Source organism: Pirellulales bacterium, from assembly GCA_035546535.1.
GTDB lineage: Bacteria > Planctomycetota > Planctomycetia > Pirellulales > JACPPG01 > JACPPG01.
Genome location: DASZWQ010000149.1, coordinates 1 through 15,264 on the forward strand (window position 1 = coordinate 1; position 15,264 = coordinate 15,264).

The 15,264-nt window shown below is 63.4% G+C and carries 13 protein-coding genes; 9 read left to right on the top strand and 4 right to left on the bottom strand.

Annotation, left to right across the window (positions count from 1 at the left end; translation table 11 throughout):
• Nucleotides 1-303: 303 nt before the first annotated feature.
• The 6 genes from dapF to dxs all read left to right on the top strand — a co-directional run bounded on the left by dapF (nucleotide 304) and on the right by dxs (nucleotide 6,770).
• Nucleotides 304-1,206 carry a diaminopimelate epimerase gene (dapF, locus tag VHD36_17670; GenBank protein HVU89158.1) on the top strand — a complete coding sequence of 301 codons (903 nt, stop codon included), beginning with the start codon at nucleotides 304-306 and terminating at the stop codon, nucleotides 1,204-1,206.
• Nucleotides 1,207-1,253: 47 nt separating this feature from the next.
• On the top strand, nucleotides 1,254-2,051 hold the full coding sequence (locus tag VHD36_17675; GenBank protein HVU89159.1) for a lysophospholipid acyltransferase family protein: 798 nt from the start codon (nucleotides 1,254-1,256) through the stop codon (nucleotides 2,049-2,051).
• A gap of 182 nt (nucleotides 2,052-2,233) precedes the next feature.
• Entirely contained in the window at nucleotides 2,234-3,460 is a 1,227-nt protein-coding gene (gene xseA, locus VHD36_17680; protein ID HVU89160.1) for an exodeoxyribonuclease VII large subunit, read from the top strand.
• A gap of 64 nt (nucleotides 3,461-3,524) precedes the next feature.
• Complete coding sequence (gene xseB, locus VHD36_17685; protein HVU89161.1) at nucleotides 3,525-3,905, top strand: exodeoxyribonuclease VII small subunit; 381 nt, start codon at nucleotides 3,525-3,527, stop codon at nucleotides 3,903-3,905.
• A 54-nt stretch (nucleotides 3,906-3,959) separates the two neighbouring features.
• Nucleotides 3,960-4,853 (top strand): farnesyl diphosphate synthase, encoded by an 894-nt coding sequence (locus tag VHD36_17690; GenBank protein ID HVU89162.1) that lies wholly within the window; start codon nucleotides 3,960-3,962, stop codon nucleotides 4,851-4,853.
• A complete protein-coding gene (gene dxs / locus VHD36_17695; GenBank protein HVU89163.1) occupies nucleotides 4,854-6,770 on the top strand; it encodes a 1-deoxy-D-xylulose-5-phosphate synthase in 1,917 nt (638 codons plus the stop codon).
• Here dxs and VHD36_17700 read toward each other — a convergent pair.
• The 3 genes from VHD36_17700 to VHD36_17710 are packed head-to-tail and all read right to left on the bottom strand — an operon-like array spanning nucleotide 6,767 to nucleotide 10,087.
• Nucleotides 6,767-7,474, bottom strand: coding sequence for a hypothetical protein (locus tag VHD36_17700; GenBank protein HVU89164.1), 708 nt, complete (start codon nucleotides 7,472-7,474; stop codon nucleotides 6,767-6,769). The genes dxs and VHD36_17700 overlap by 4 nt on opposite strands.
• Nucleotides 7,475-7,519: 45 nt before the next feature.
• Nucleotides 7,520-8,998: an AAA family ATPase gene (locus tag VHD36_17705; GenBank protein ID HVU89165.1), complete on the bottom strand. Its 1,479-nt coding sequence runs from the start codon at nucleotides 8,996-8,998 to the stop codon at nucleotides 7,520-7,522.
• Nucleotides 8,999-9,043: 45 nt separating this feature from the next.
• Nucleotides 9,044-10,087 carry an SMP-30/gluconolactonase/LRE family protein gene (locus VHD36_17710; protein ID HVU89166.1) on the bottom strand — a complete coding sequence of 348 codons (1,044 nt, stop codon included), beginning with the start codon at nucleotides 10,085-10,087 and terminating at the stop codon, nucleotides 9,044-9,046.
• 260 nt (nucleotides 10,088-10,347) lie between these two features.
• Between VHD36_17710 and VHD36_17715 the strand changes: the two genes are divergently transcribed.
• The 3 genes from VHD36_17715 (at nucleotide 10,348) to VHD36_17725 (ending at nucleotide 13,644) form a co-directional block, all read left to right on the top strand.
• Complete coding sequence (locus VHD36_17715) at nucleotides 10,348-12,237, top strand: amino acid permease (protein HVU89167.1); 1,890 nt, start codon at nucleotides 10,348-10,350, stop codon at nucleotides 12,235-12,237.
• Nucleotides 12,238-12,430: 193 nt separating this feature from the next.
• On the top strand, nucleotides 12,431-13,033 hold the full coding sequence (locus VHD36_17720) for a sigma-70 family RNA polymerase sigma factor (GenBank protein ID HVU89168.1): 603 nt from the start codon (nucleotides 12,431-12,433) through the stop codon (nucleotides 13,031-13,033).
• Nucleotides 13,033-13,644 carry a cupin domain-containing protein gene (locus VHD36_17725; GenBank protein HVU89169.1) on the top strand — a complete coding sequence of 204 codons (612 nt, stop codon included), beginning with the start codon at nucleotides 13,033-13,035 and terminating at the stop codon, nucleotides 13,642-13,644. Before VHD36_17720 ends, VHD36_17725 begins: the two co-directional genes overlap by 1 nt.
• 25 nt (nucleotides 13,645-13,669) lie before the next feature.
• Here VHD36_17725 and VHD36_17730 read toward each other — a convergent pair whose 3' ends face one another.
• Nucleotides 13,670-15,244 carry an MFS transporter gene (locus tag VHD36_17730; GenBank protein HVU89170.1) on the bottom strand — a complete coding sequence of 525 codons (1,575 nt, stop codon included), beginning with the start codon at nucleotides 15,242-15,244 and terminating at the stop codon, nucleotides 13,670-13,672.
• Nucleotides 15,245-15,264: the final 20 nt, after the last annotated feature.

Below are 15,264 nucleotides of genomic sequence, written 5' to 3' on the forward strand. Positions count from 1 at the left end.
GAAATACTTGAAACCCTGCAACTTCCCCGCAACCACCGCCGGCGTCGACCTCCGTGTCATTGCAAGCCCTCCCTCGGTTGAGATGGCTTCAACAAATAACACACCCACCCATGGCGCAAAAAGCGTGCCGAACAGTATTGGATTGGACCAGGGATGAGGCCGTACAGCATTAGGCCCCCAGTATTCAGGATTTCGGCCCAAATTCCCGGTAATTCCTGGATTTGCCCTGTCGGCCCGAACCCTCTAAAATCCCGCGTGCTCTAGATCGAATATCGACCGCTCTGCACTACCAGAAATTCCGCCATGCGCTTTACCAAGATGCACGGAGCCGGCAACGACTACGTGTACGTCGACTGCTTTCGTGAGCCGGTGCCCGAGGATCCGGCCGAGACGGCCCGGCAGATTGCCGACCGGCATTTCGGCGTCGGCGGCGATGGCTTGATCCTGATCTGCCGCTCGGACGTGGCCGATGCCCGCATGCGAATGTTCAACGCCGACGGGTCGGAGTCCGAAATGTGCGGCAACGGCATTCGCTGCGTCGCCAAGTACGTTCACGATCATGGCATCAGCCGCAAGCCGACCTTGAAAATCGAAACCGGCGCGGGCGTACTCGCTGTCGACCTGGAAATCGCCGACGGCAAGGCGGAACGCGTCCGCGTCGATATGGGCGCGCCGATCCTCGAAGCCACGAAGATTCCGGTCGCGGCCACGCTGGCCGGCACCGACAAGCGCGTCGTCAACGTGTCGCTCGATGCTAATGCAAAGTTGCCTGTCGATCCCCAGTGGGCGGCCGACTGCGGGCTTGATCCGCACATGACATGCATTTCGATGGGCAATCCGCACGTGATGATTTACTGCAACGACGTCGCCGCGGTGCCGCTGACGACGGTCGGCCCCATCCTGGAAACGCTGCCCATTTTCCCCCGACGGATCAACGTACACTTTGTCGAAGTTCACTCGCCGGGCGAAGTGACCATGCGCACCTGGGAGCGGGGCTCAGGCATCACGCTCGCCTGCGGCACCGGCGCAAGCGCCGTCTGCGTGGCTGGTGTCCTGACCGGCAAAAGCGCGCGACGCGTGCTCGCCCATCTGCCGGGCGGCGATTTGGAACTCGAGTGGGCCGACAACGATCATGTCTACATGACCGGGCCGGCCGTCGAAGTTTTCTCCGGCGACTGGACGCCCGCTGTGCCGGTGCGAACTTAAAATCGACCACTAAAAAATTCCATCAGCCTGGCAAGGAAGCCTGCTCGATGAAGATTCGCAGCCATACGCTCGTGAAGTCGCTGGCCCTGACGGCGGCCACGACGGTTCGCACCTGGATGGGCACGCTCGACTATCGAGTGTCGTTCTACGATCCCACGATCGATCCGGTCGACCCGCGCTATCGCGGCCAGAAGATCTACATCTTCTGGCACGAGTACATCCTGTTTCCGATCTATCTGCGCGGGCACAACAACCTGGCGATGCTGCTCAGCCAGCACAACGACGCCGACATACTCAGCCGCGTCGCGCATCACTTGGGCTTCCAGTTCGTGCGCGGCTCTTCACGCCGCGGCGGCGCCACCGCTTTGCGCGAGTTATTGGCCAAGAGCCAGAATATGAACCTGACGATCACGCCCGACGGCCCACGTGGGCCGCGCCGCCGTCTGGCGCAAGGGCCCGTCTACCTGGCCTCGAAATTGGGCATCCCGGTCGTGCCGATGGGCTTTGGCTATGATCGGCCGTGGCGCTTTGACAGTTGGGACCGTTTTGCCATTCCGCGCCCCTTCTCACGCGCTCGGGCCGTGGTCAGCCCGATGATGAACATTCCGCCCGATCTCGACCGCGACGGCATCGAGCATTATCGCGTCGAAGTCGAACGGATGCTCAACCGCCTGACGCTCGAAGCCGAAGCCTGGGCCGAGGCCGGCACGCGCAAAGTGAACGAATTCGTCTGCCGCCGCGAACGTTTTGGCACGGGGCGAGACACGGCAGTTGGCTGGCCGCTCGTGCCGAGCAAAGAGATTCTTGCACCACGGAGACACGGAGGCACGGAGTTGGCTGCATAAGATCGGCCGACTGATCCCAAAGATCGAGCGCGGAAGAGGATTGCTCGTTCATCACTCATCGTTCAGCGCCCAAGGCTCATCATTCATCATTTTGCATTCTGCATTTCTCCGTACCTCCGTGTCTCCGTGGTGAATCCCGTCGTCCATATTCACGATCGGCTGCCGGCGATATAACTGTTCGCATGTCCGCCGCCGAACTTTTCTCGCCTGAACAAACGCCCGTCCTTTCGGTCGGTGATCTCACCGATCAGATCAAAGGGATCCTCGAAGGCACCTTTACCGACGTGTGGGTGTCGGGCGAAATCTCGAATCTTTCCCGCCCGCAATCCGGGCACTATTACCTGACGCTCAAGGACGATCGCGCGCAGCTACGGGCCGTGATGTGGCGCGGGGCCGCGGCACGCGTGCGCTTCGATCTGGAAGACGGCCTGGAAGTCGTCTGCCAGGGGGATCTCGACGTTTATGCCCCGCGCGGTAGTTACCAACTGGTGATCCGGCAGATCGAGCCCAAAGGGATCGGCGCGCTGGAACTCGCTCTGCGAAAGCTGCGCGAGCGGCTGGCCGCGGAAGGCTTATTCGCCGCGGAACGCAAGCGCCCGCTGCCAAGATTTCCGCGGCGCATCGCATTTGTCACCAGCCCGACCGGCGCAGCGGTGCGAGATTTTCTCGAAGTCCTCCGCCGGCGCTGGGGCGGCGCGCACGTGATCATCGTGCCGACGCGCGTGCAGGGGGACGGCGCGAGCCTGGAAATTGCGGCCGCCATCGAGGCGGCCAATCGCTTGCCCTGGGAAATCGACTGCCTGGTCGTCGGCCGCGGCGGCGGCAGCCTCGAAGACCTGTGGGCGTTCAACGAAGAGCCCGTGATCCGCGCCATTCACGCTTCGCGCATTCCGGTGATTTCGGCGGTTGGGCATGAAATCGACGTCACCCTGTCGGACCTGGTGGCGGACGTGCGTGCGCTCACGCCTAGCGACGCGGCGCTGCGCGTCGCTCCGGCGGCTGACGAAGTCGCCGCGGCCTTGCACGTCTGCCAGCGCCGGCTGACCACGGCTTTGCGATCGATGGCGGCACAATCACGCGCGCGACTGCAAACGATCGAAAACCGCCGCGCCCTTCGCCGACCGTTCGACCGCGTTCACGATCTCATGCAACGCCTTGATGAACTATCGACGCGCAGCAACCGCGTGATGCGCCGGCAATTGAATGACGCCCGGCAGCGCACGGCCCGGCTGGCCGCGCACCTGGAATCGCTCAGCCCGTTGGGCGTGCTGGCGCGTGGCTATAGCCTGACGACGCGCGAAGAGGATGGGAAGCTTGTCCGCGATGCCGGGCAACTGGCGATCGGCGATCGCATTCGCACGCGCTTCGCCAGCGGCGAAGCGGTCAGTCGCATTGAATCGACGGGATGATATAAGAGAGTGCGCTCAGCCGGCTCGAGTGCACCAACAGCAGAAAGCGAAAGGGCAAACAGCTTTGGCCAGCGACGAATCAGAATCCCAGCCCCGTCCCAACTTCGAGCAGGCCCTGGCCGAGCTCGAAACGATCATGCATGAGCTCGAAGAAGGGAAGCTCGGGCTGGCCGAGGGCCTCGCGCGGTACGAACAGGGCGTTGGCCTTTTGAAGCAGTGCCACGAGCTCTTGAGCCAGGCCGAACGCCGGATCGAGCTGTTATGCGGCGTCGACGCCGATGGCAACCCCATCACCCAACCGTTCGAGCCGGGCCCTGAGCAGACCTTGGAAGATAAGGCCCGAACGCGTGGAAAGCGGCGCTCGGCACCCCGCCCGACCGAGGAAAGAGGGTCCGACGAGGCAGAATCTGCCGGCGACATAGACGAACCGCGCGGGCTCTTTTAGAATACGGGGCGTTCGCCATGCCTCCCCGCTTGCCCCTAAGTCGTTGCGACGATAATGGAAGCGTCGACCGCCCCCTTCACAGAATTCTCGGCCCACGCTGCGGCTTTGATCGCCGACGCGCTGGACGCCTACACGCAGCTCCCCCCCGATTGCCCACCGCGCCTATGCGAAGCCATCCGCTACAGCCTGCTCGCGCCGGGTAAGCGGTTGCGGCCCCTGTTGGTGTTAATGACGGCCGAAGCCTGCGGTGGAAATATCGATACGGCGATGCCCGCCGCCTGTGCCGTCGAAATGGTGCATGCCTACTCGCTCATCCACGACGACCTGCCGTGCATGGACGACGATGACTTGCGTCGCGGCCGTCCGACGTGCCACAAAGTATATGGCGAAGCCCTGGCCGTGCTGGCCGGCGATGCCCTGCTGACCATGGCGTTCGAAGTTCTGTCGCGTGACGTGCGGCCGGCGCGGGTGGCGGCGGATTGCTGCCTGGAGTTGGCCCGTGCCGCCGGGCCCGCAGCGCTCGTGGGTGGCCAGGCCGACGACCTGGACGGTACGACCGAGATTGCGGACATCGGCCGCCTGGAGGCGATTCACCGTCGCAAGACCGGCGCGATGTTTCAGGTCTCGATTCGCCTGGGGGCGATGATCGCTCGGGCGTCTCGCCGGCAACGGTCCGCCTTGGAAAAATACGGCCAGCGGCTGGGCCTGGCTTTTCAAATCGTAGACGATCTTCTGGACGTGGGCGGAGATGAGACGAAACTGGGAAAGAGGGCAGGCAAGGACGCGGATCGGGGAAAGCTGACTTTCCCCGGCTTGTTGGGTGTGGACGAAAGCCGCCGCCGGGCCGAGCAGTTGATCGCCGAAGCCCGGTCGGCCGTGGCGTCCTTGGGACCTCAAGCCGAGGGATTGGAAGCCTTGGCCCGTGCTGTGCTGGAAAGGAACCACTAAATGGACGAACTGCTCTCGCGTATTGAATCGCCCAAGGACCTGCAGGGACTGTCGCTCGTGCAGCTCGAGCAATTGGCTGCCGAGATGCGCGAAGCGCTCTGCAACCTGGTCTCGAACCGCACGGCCCACTTTGCCTCGAACCTGGGCGTGGTCGAGCTATGCCTGGCGCTGCACACCACGTTTGATTTCAGCCGCGACCGGCTGATCTGGGACACGGGGCACCAGATCTATCCGCACAAGCTGATCACGGGCCGGTATCGCGATTTCTCCACGATTCGTACGAAGGGGGGCCTGATGGGCTACCCCAACCCCCAGGAAAGCGACTACGACCTGTTCATGACCGGCCACGCCGGCTGTAGCGTGTCGACGGCGCTGGGCCTCAAGAGCGGCGATGATCTGCAGCCGGGCCAAGAGGATCGCCATTCGGTGGCCGTCATCGGCGACGGCGCATTCCCGTCGGGCATCGTCTTCGAGGCGCTTAACAACCTGGGCGGCCTGAAAAAGCGCATGCTCGTGATCCTGAACGACAACAAGATGTCGATCTGCCCGCGCGTCGGTGGTATGGCCGACTACTTCGATCGCCTGCGGCTCAATCCGCTGTACACGGGGCTGAAGCACGAGGTCTCGAAAGCGCTGCAGATGGTGCCCTTGGGCGACCAGATGGAGCGCTTGCTCGATCAGGCCCGCTACTCGATCAAGGCCGGCCTGCATGGCGGCATGCTGTTCGAAGAGCTTGGGATCCGCTACATGGGCCCGATCGACGGCCACAATATCGGCCAGTTGTGCAAGTACCTGAAGCTGGTCAAAGACGTCGAAGGACCGGTGCTCCTGCACGTGGTGACCGAAAAAGGGCACGGCTTTCAGCCGGCTGCCGAGGATCCCGTCTCGTTCCACACGCCGGCGCCCTTCCGTCGCGAAAGCGATGGGGGCGTGGCGATGAAGAAGAGCTCCTCGCGGGCCTACACCAATGTCGCCAGCGCCGCGATCGCCGATTGCATGCAGGCTAACCCCAAGGTCACGGTGATGACCGCCGCCATGTGCCAGGGAAATAACCTGGAGCGCGTGCGCGACACGTTCGCGGATCGCTTCTTCGATACCGGCATTTGCGAGTCGCACGCCGTGGCGTTCGCCGCCGGGCAAGCCAAGACAGGGCTGCGGCCGATCGTCGATATTTACAGCACTTTCTTGCAGCGCAGTTACGACCAGATTTTCCAGGAGGTCGCCCTGCAAAACCTGCCCGTCACGTTCATGCTCGATCGCGCGGGCCTGACGGGGCCGGATGGGCCGACGCATCATGGTTCGTACGACATCGGCTATATGCGTCTGTTCCCGAACATGACCGTCATGGCGCCCGGGGACGAAACCGACCTGGTCGCGATGCTCGATTTCGCCCTGCAACATGCCGGTCCGACATCGCTCCGCTATCCGAAAGCGACGGCCGAGCGGATCGAGCGCACGCCGCTGCCGATCGAGTGGGGACGTGCCGAAGTGCTCGATTGGGGGCACGATTGCATGATCATCGCCTGCGGCACGCTGTTGGGCGATTGCACCCGGGCCGCGGCCGCGCTGCGGGCAGAAGGGCTCGACGTGGGCGTCATCAACGCCCGCTTCATCAAGCCGCTCGATACTGAGACGGTCCTGCGAGCTATCGAGACGGCGAGCCTGGTCGTAACGGTCGAAGAAGGTGCTCTGCCGGGCGGTTTTGGTAGCGCCGTCGTCGAAGCGGCGACGGACGCCGGAATCTCGGCCGCGCACGTGCGTCGGCTGGGCCTGCCGGACCGCTTTGTCGAGCATGGCGAGCGGGCCGAGCTGCTGGCCGAGTTGGGGCTCGACGCCGCGGGCATAGCGGCCACGATCCGCGACTGGGCCGCCGATGCGCAGCTCATCCGTTCCGACGAACGTCGCCGCGTCGGTTAGCGATCTGCGCGCGAAGGGGGACGGCCAGCGACGACTTCCGTGCCGGAGATTTGCGGCACATGCGCGCGCATGATCCGATCGGCCTCTTCGCGTAGCTCAGGCGGCAGTACAAAGCCCGACGAATAGAATTTCTCCTTGGCGAACCACAGCGTGCCACGCTCGAAATCCCAGCGGCAGCCGGCGAGCGACGCCCACGGGCAAAACTTGAACGCGCGCAGGATCACACCATTCTCGCATAGGGCGATCGATACAGTCACTTTGCGCCATAGGACATACAGCAGCGTGAAGGGAACTTGAAATCCCGCGCAGATGCTGACGATCAGTCCCATGACAAGCGTCCACGTCGGACCATCGGGGAGCACGATGCGGCTCGCCAACCACAGATTCACGCTCGCTGACATCAACGCATTGAAGAGCATAAGGCGCACGGAACGCATCGTCGCCAGCGGCGCACTGAGTAACACGGCGCCGCATTGGCGCTCAACGCGCCGCCGCATGACGAATGTCGCGAGCACGACTCCGAGCGCGCCGCACGTAAACGCGACAAGCAAACCTGCCAGGCGCATGACTTGGCCAGTCGAAAGCGAGCGTGCGTATGGTGCCGCCACGGCGCTGACCACCGCCAGAACTCCCACGGCCGCGAGCGCGGTCCGCAGGCCGAATTGCGCTGCGGGAGGACCGATATTTTGCTCGGGATCGTTCATCGCCGCAGTTCCCATGAGCCACGATGTGAAACTCTTGCAGCCATCTTAGTCGGCCGACACGCACCGCCCCTGGGCCCAAGCTCGCAACCCGGCGATGCGTTCGCGCATCAACACGCCCAGTGGTCGCGTGTTCTGAGCTTGCGTTAAAAGGTGCTGGTCGGTCAGCTCGCAGCCGCTGCCGAACGCTTCGTACATCGCGCCGATGATCAGTTGCTCGATTTCGGCGCCGCTGAAACCTTCGGTCGCCGCGATCAAAGCATCCATCTGGAAGTCGGCCGGATTGCGTTTTCGCCGGGCCAAATGAATGTCGAAGATCCGCCGACGCGCCTCACCGTTGGGCAGGTCGACGAAGAACACTTCGTCAAACCGCCCCTTGCGCATCAGCTCCGGCGGCAATGCGTCGAGATTATTGGCCGTGGCCACCATGAAAATCGGCGAAGAGTGCTCCTGCATCCAGGTCAAGAGCGTGCCGAACATCCGGTGCGACAGACCGCCATCGGCCGATTCGCTGCCGGCCGAGGCGAAGGCCTTTTCTATCTCGTCGATCCACAGCACGACGGGCGCCATCCGTTCGGCCTGGGCCAAAGATGCCCGCAAGCGGTCCTCGGTTTCGCCAACATATTTCTGATAGAGAACGCCAGGATCCATCCGCAACAGCGGCATGTTCCAATCCGAGGCGACGATTTTCGCGCACAAGCTCTTGCCGCACCCCTGCACGCCCAAGAGCAGGATGCCGCGCGGCGGCTCGAGCCCGAAATCGCGCGCCCGCGAGGTCATGCCGCCGCGCCGATGGGCGAGCCATCGTTTCAGATTGTCGAGCCCGCCGATCTCGTCCACCTCGACATTGACCGAGATCGACTCCAGGCAGCCCGACGTCTGTAACAGGCTGCGCTTATCCTCGATAATGCGGGGCAGGTCCTCGGCCGTGAGCGCATTGTCGACGTGAATCGCCGCGGCCACGACCTTGGCGGCGTCGGCGCGGGTGAGCCCGCGCAGCGTTTGCACCAACTGGTCCATCTCGCGCTTGGTGAGCCGGCTGGTGATTTCGTGAAAACTCTGGTTCTTCACCGCGCGAAAAGTGGACCGCACCACTTCCCGCAATTCGTCCGATTCCGGCAGCTTCAGTGACAAGGGCATCGCCAGCCGGCGCATCGGTTCGGGCAGAGGGTCCGCATCGATGAGCAAAACCGTGGGCCGCTCGAGGCCGGCGATATCGCGCAATTGGCGCAGCAGAAACGGATCGCGGCCGTGCGCGCCCAGATCCTTGAAGACGTAGAGCGCGTTCGGGTAGCGGTTCTTCAGCACGTGCTCGAGCGCCGCCGTCGGCTTGCCAGCGCCTACCCCCGCTTCGACGCGCGAGGGCCGGGTTTGCACCAGGCCCGTCGTCACGCTCCATTCGTAGACGGAGAGGCTCAACTCTTCGGCCGCGTGCCGTGCGATTTCGACAGCCCGGTCTTCGTCGCGCGTTTCTACCGCCAATAGCGCGCGACCGCAGCGAATCGACAGCTTCAATTCATCGAGCACGGCTCTTCAACCCTGCCGGCGACCGGCCTGTCCCGTTACCTGAGCCTAGAACCCCAGCCCCTTGGTCTTGGTTTGGATCCGACCCAGGTACATATCGGCACACACGAACAGCACCGTGCCATCCTCGCCGAACCCGCAATTCGCCGTGGCCTCGCCCGTGTCGATCGTGCCTAAGTGCGCTCCGTCGGCGGCGAACACGTGTACGCCGCCGGGGCCGGTGGCAAAAACGTTCCCCTTCTGGTCGACCTTCAAACCGTCGGGCAACCCTTTGCGACCGGCTTCGGCCCAGGCGGTCGCATCCGCAAACACGCGTGACGAGCCGAGCGTGCCATCCGCCTTGACGTCAAACGCCTTCCAGATCGGCGCTTTGGGATCGGACTGGGCCACGTACAGCGTCTTCTCGTCGGGCGAGAAACCGATGCCGTTGGGAAACGTCATTTCCTTGGTCAAGAGCGTCACGGTGCCATCTTTGGCCAAACGATAGACGCCGTTGAATTTCAGTTCCTTGGCCGGATCGTCATTCAGTCCCTCGAGGCCATAGGGTGGATCGGTGAAGTACAAATCGCCGTTGGATTTGAAGACCGCATCGTTCGGGCTGTTGAAGCGTTTGCCGTCGTATTTGTCCGCCAAGGTTTCGAACGACTTGCCGTCGGCCTTGAGGCGAGCGATCCGCCGGTCGCCGTGCTGGCAAAGAATCAGGCGTCCCTGGGAATCGAAGTGCAGGCCGTTGCTCCCCGGCTCGCCGCCGCGCGGCTTCGTGCCGGTGTAGCCGGCGGGGTGCAAAAACAGGGTCACGCCTTCGCCCGCTTTCCAGCGCATCACACGATTCGGCGGGATGTCGGAGAACAGCAGCCATTTGTTCTTCTTATCCCACGCCGGCCCTTCGGCCCAATCATAGCCTTCGCCGATTTTCTCAAGCGCGGCGTCCGTGGGAATGAGCTGGTCGAAACGTGGGTCCTTACGTTCGATCTTGCCAAACGTCGGGGCCTTTTCCGCGGCAGACAGTTTGGCCGGGAACCACCCGCCGGCTGCAATCGCACATGTCGCCGCCGTTATCACCACCAAGGACCACAAGCGTCCGAGAGCCATCGGTGCCATCTCCAGAAGGATCGTTCTCGAAAGTAAGTGCCAAAAAGCGCGAGCCGTCCGCGCACGATCGAAGGCATGCGAAGTCATCTTGTACCGGCCCGCGGCGCCGGTCAAGAATCGCCACACGGCCGCCAGGCAGCGTGCGACATCTCGCGGATTTCGACGGAAATCCCACGATCGTGTCTTGGCCGTCGTCCGGGCGGACGGTTAGACTACCGCAACCGCGGTGGGAATGAAGGGGTCAGACACGAGGATGCCGGATGTCTTGGAATCAATTGTTTCGGCGCAAGAATATCGAAGTCCTGCTGGCCGACATGGCCGGCGAACATCAATTGCGCCGGGTGCTGGGGCCTGTTTCGCTCACCGCTCTGGGTGTCGGCGCGATCATCGGCGCCGGTATTTTCGTGATGACGGGCCAGGTTGCTGCCGTCGATGCGGGCCCGGCCATCGTGGTGTCATTTGCATTTGCGGCGCTCGGCTGCGCCTTGGCCGCATTGTGCTATGCCGAATTCGCCGCCATGGTTCCGATCGCTGGTAGCGCTTACACCTACGCGTATGCCACGCTGGGCGAGTTGTTCGCCTGGATCATCGGCTGGGACTTGATGCTCGAATACGCCATGAGCTGCGCGACGGTAGCGGCCTCGTGGACGCATTATTTCAACGCGCTACTGGCGTCGGTCAATTTGCCGCAGATTCCCGCGTATCTGATCTCCGATCCGTTCACCGATCGCGACGCCTGGTTCAACCTGCCCGGTGCGCTCGTGATGCTCGTGGTGACGATCGTTTTGGTGCGCGGGATTCGCGAGAGTGCCACGGCTAACGCCATTCTGGTGATGATCAAGCTGGGGGTCGTGCTGTTGGTAATCGCCGTCGGAGCGTTCTACATCGCACCGGCGAACTGGACGAGCGTGCCGTCGAACGAACGGTTGCTGCCCGAGCAGGTGCTGGTGCCCGACATGGCGTATCACTACGCCTTGAACGTCGAAAAGCTCGACAAACAATCCGCGAAGCCGCGCGCCGCGACTCTGGCAAAACAGACCCTGGCGCTGTTCAAAATCGCTGAAGCACGCCAGGACGGCGCCCGCATGGTCAAGGAGGGAGTGCTGAGCCAGGAGGAGGCCGACACCCGGGTCCGCGACGCCATGATATTGCACGAGCCTGACGCGCCGACCGCCGCCAAAGACAAGGAAGCGGCGGCTGCGCTGCTGGCCAAGCTGCAGGAAGAAGCGCCCGTCAAGGCGGCTGAAAAATGGGGCATGCTAGGTCTCTTGGGCCTGAACAACATTCTTGTGCCCATCGACGATGCGACGCGATCCCCGTTCATGCCGTACGGCATCTCGGGCCTGATGCTGGGGGCGTCGCTGGTATTCTTCGCCTTCATCGGATTCGACGCGGTGTCGACGCAGGCCGAAGAGGCGCGCAATCCGCAGCGCGACATGCCGATCGCGATCATGGCCTCGCTCGTCCTGTGTACCGTGCTGTACATCGCGGTTTCCGCAATCATCACGGGCATGGTCCCGTACCCGAAAATCGATCAGCATGCGGCGATCGCCAGTGCCTTTGCCGACATCGGCGAGAAAGAACACAGCACCGGGCTGCGGCTCACCTCGGGCTTGATCGCCGCCGGCGGCCTGGCCGGCATGACGAGCGTGCTCTTGGTGACGTTTCTCAGCCAGGTGCGCGTCTTCATGGCGATGTCGCGCGACGGTCTGCTGCCGCCGGTTTTCAGTCACGTACACCCCAAGTATCGCTCGCCGCATTTGGCCACGATGCTCACCGGCGGCGTGATCTGCCTGGTCGCGGCGTTCACGCCGATCAACGACCTGACGAAAATGGTCAACATCGGCACGCTCCTGGCGTTCATCGTCGTCTGTGCGGCGGTGCTGATGTTGCGCATTCAACGGCCCGAGGTCGAACGGCCGTTCCGCTGCCCGGCGATCTGGATCGTGGCCCCCTTGGGCATCCTGGTGAACCTGACCATGATGCTGTTTCTGCCGCTAAGCACCTGGTTGCGGCTCGTGATCTGGCTCGGTTTGGGGCTGGCGATTTATCTGCTGTACAGCCGCCTGCACAGCCGCCTTTCCCGCGAGACGATCCACGAAATCAAACGTCACGGGATGACCGGCAGCAACACGCCGCTGCAGGGCTGAGAACAACCGAGCCTGCCCTCGAAATCGAGAAATGTTCCCGTACGCAGCAAAGTGCTCGGCGGATTCATCGATTTCGCCAAAAAGAGCCCAACGACATCCCCGCCGCCGGCGGTCATTTGCGGTCCACGGGGTGGTGCGTTTATGCTGGCCTCGTAAGCGGGCTGGCAATCAGGACCGAGGCGCGAGCTTTCTTGTGGCGACGTGGGAAACTCTGACGATCGATGACGAACCTCCCGCCGGAATTCGCGGCGAGGAGTTGATCGCGCGTATGGCCGCTGGCGATCGTCCGGCCTTCGCGTTGTTCTACGATCTGTACGCGCCCCGCGTCCTGGGCACGCTGCTGCGGGGCCTGCGACACCGGGCGGACGCCGAAGACGTCTTGCAGGAAACCTTTCATCGCGTGTGGCGCGCCGCGCCGCAATATTCGGCCGAGCGATCGAGTCCCGAAGTGTGGTTGATGCTGATCGCGCGTTCGCGGCTGATCGATTTTATTCGCCGCCGCCGTCCGCAGGCGACCGGCTTGCTCGCGCATACGAGTGCCACGCCGTTCGACCCGCTGGCCGGTTTGGCGCATGACGAGGCGGCCGCTCAGGTCAAGAACGCGCTCGCACGACTCCCCGCCGAACAGCGGGCCGCGATCTCGCTCTCCTACTTCGGCGGCCTCACGCACCGCGAGGTGGCCGCGCATGAGGAGATTCCACTCGGCACTGCCAAGACGCGGATCCTGCTGGGTATTCGCTCGATGCGCAAAATGTTGTCCGCCACCGAGGAACCAAAACAAGGGGACATCGAGTGATGGACGACGAACACACGCTCGGCGATCCCACGGAACTGGTCCCACTCTACCTGGCCGGAGCCATGACCGACGACGAACGCGCGCAATTCGAGGCGCACCTCGCCGAGGGCTGCGCGGCGTGCGACCAGGAAATGCTCGCATTGGATTCTTTGTTCGCCGCGCTGGCGGACGCCACCGAAGCAGTTCCTCCCAGCGCGACGGCCAGAATCTCCGCCCTGGCCCGGGCTAATGAAACGCTGGGCGAGTTGTCGCCGCAGCAGATCGACGGCGTGCAGGCGCTCGTCGCCGAGGTGGAAAAGAGCCTGCCCGAGCTATTACAAGCCTCGCAAGAATGGCGAAAGGTGCCGCACGAGGGGATCGTTCTGCAGCGCCTCGGCTACGACAAGGCCGCACAACGCATCACGGCCCTGGTCCGCATGGCGCCGGGCAGCATCCTGCCGGGACACGCGCACGCCGAAGGAGAGCAATGCGTCGTCCTGCACGGCGACCTTTCGATCGGCGATCGGGCGCTTCGGGCAGGCGAATATCGCTATTGGAAGCCGGGCGAACCCCAGCCACAGCAGACGACGGAAAAGGGCTGCTTGCTCTTGATCAGCAGTCCGCTCGATTGAAACCCGCGATCCGGGCAGCTTCTGCTCAATCCGGCAGCGGCTGGCCGCGCGTCTCGGGCGCAATCCAGATCAGCACCACCCCGACGATGTAAATCATGCTCATCGTCGTGCAAGCCAGGGGATAACCGCCCGTCAAGGTGACGCCGGAAATGGTAACGTCGCTCTTGAAGGTGGCCATCAGGTTGCCCGTCTGCAAGGCGCCGACGGCGGCGATGATGCGACCAAAGTTGAAGCCGAAGCCCTGGCCCGTTGCCCGCACGCTCGTGCGAAAGAGTTCGGGCAAGTACAGCGGTAACCAGCCGTAAAACGAAGCGGTGCAGGCGCCGACCAAGAACGTCGCCCACAAGAAACCAGGGTTGTATTCCGCGTGGAATTGATACAGCCAGACGGCCGAAACCAGCGACGTGACGCACATCAAAACGTACGTCCAGCGACGGCCAAACCAGTCGCCGGCGAGCGCCGCCAGAATCGTGCCGACAATGGCTCCGAAGGCCAGGCTGACCTGCGCGTACTCTTTCCCGTGCTGGCCGCTCTCCGACAATTTGTCGGCCCAAGTGGGGATCCATTGCGCCGCGCCCCAGGTGCCCAATAAGGCCACCCCGCTGAGCCCGGCAGCCAAGAGCATCCGCGCGAGCGTCGGCCGTAGCTGCAGACCAGCATCGTCCTGAGCGCCAAGACGTTGCACGTACCGCACCACGGGATACATGTAGCCGACCGTGGCGATCAAGAGCCCAAGAACCACGCCGGCCAGAATTGTTCCGGCGGAATAGGGGTCGGCCCGATCGGCGCAGAGGAAAATGATGAGTGCCGGGCCCAAGGCGCCCGCGACCACCGCCAGCAGATCGCGCGTGGCCCAATGGCTGGTGGCGCCGCGCGCGTGCTCTTGTTCCCACCGTTGCGACTCGGGCACGAACAAGCGAATGAGAAACGTCAAAAGCGCCGGGGCGGTGCCGCACATCATCAAGAGTCGCCAACCGCCATTGGCGGTCAGCCAATCGATCCAATCCTCGGCCATGCCGGCGTCGGCAAACCATGTCGCGGCGTTTGCTATCGTGGCATTCAAAACCAGCCCTAATGCACCCACGAGCAGATATCCCGCGTTGGCCGCCGCGCCGATCAATCCGGCCATGAACGCGCGGGAGCGATTGGGCCAGATTTCCATGACCAAGGCCACCCCCAGCGACCATTCGCCCCCCATGCCCAAGGCCGCGATGAATCGCAGCGTCCCCAGTTGCCACGCCGAGGTCGCCAGCCCGCACAACCCGGTAAACAGCGCATAGGTCAGAATGCTGAGGGTCATGGCCCGCACGCGGCCGATGCGATCGCCGAGCCAGCCGAACAGTACGCCGCCGGTGGCCGCGCCGACCAGGAAACCGGCCGTGACGACGCCGAACCAGACGCCGATCAGCCCTTCGTCGCTGGTACGCAACAGGTCGGTCATGGCCCGGCGTCCGACCATCGAGAAAACGCCCATCTCGGCGCCGTCGAACAGCCACCCCAACAGCGCCGCCAAGAGCGCCATGTAGTGATCGCGCCCAATGGGCGTGTTGCCCTGGTGCGATGCCTGCACGGTGCCAGAATTTGCGCGGGAGCTTGTCATGCTCGCTTCAAACGAAGTTG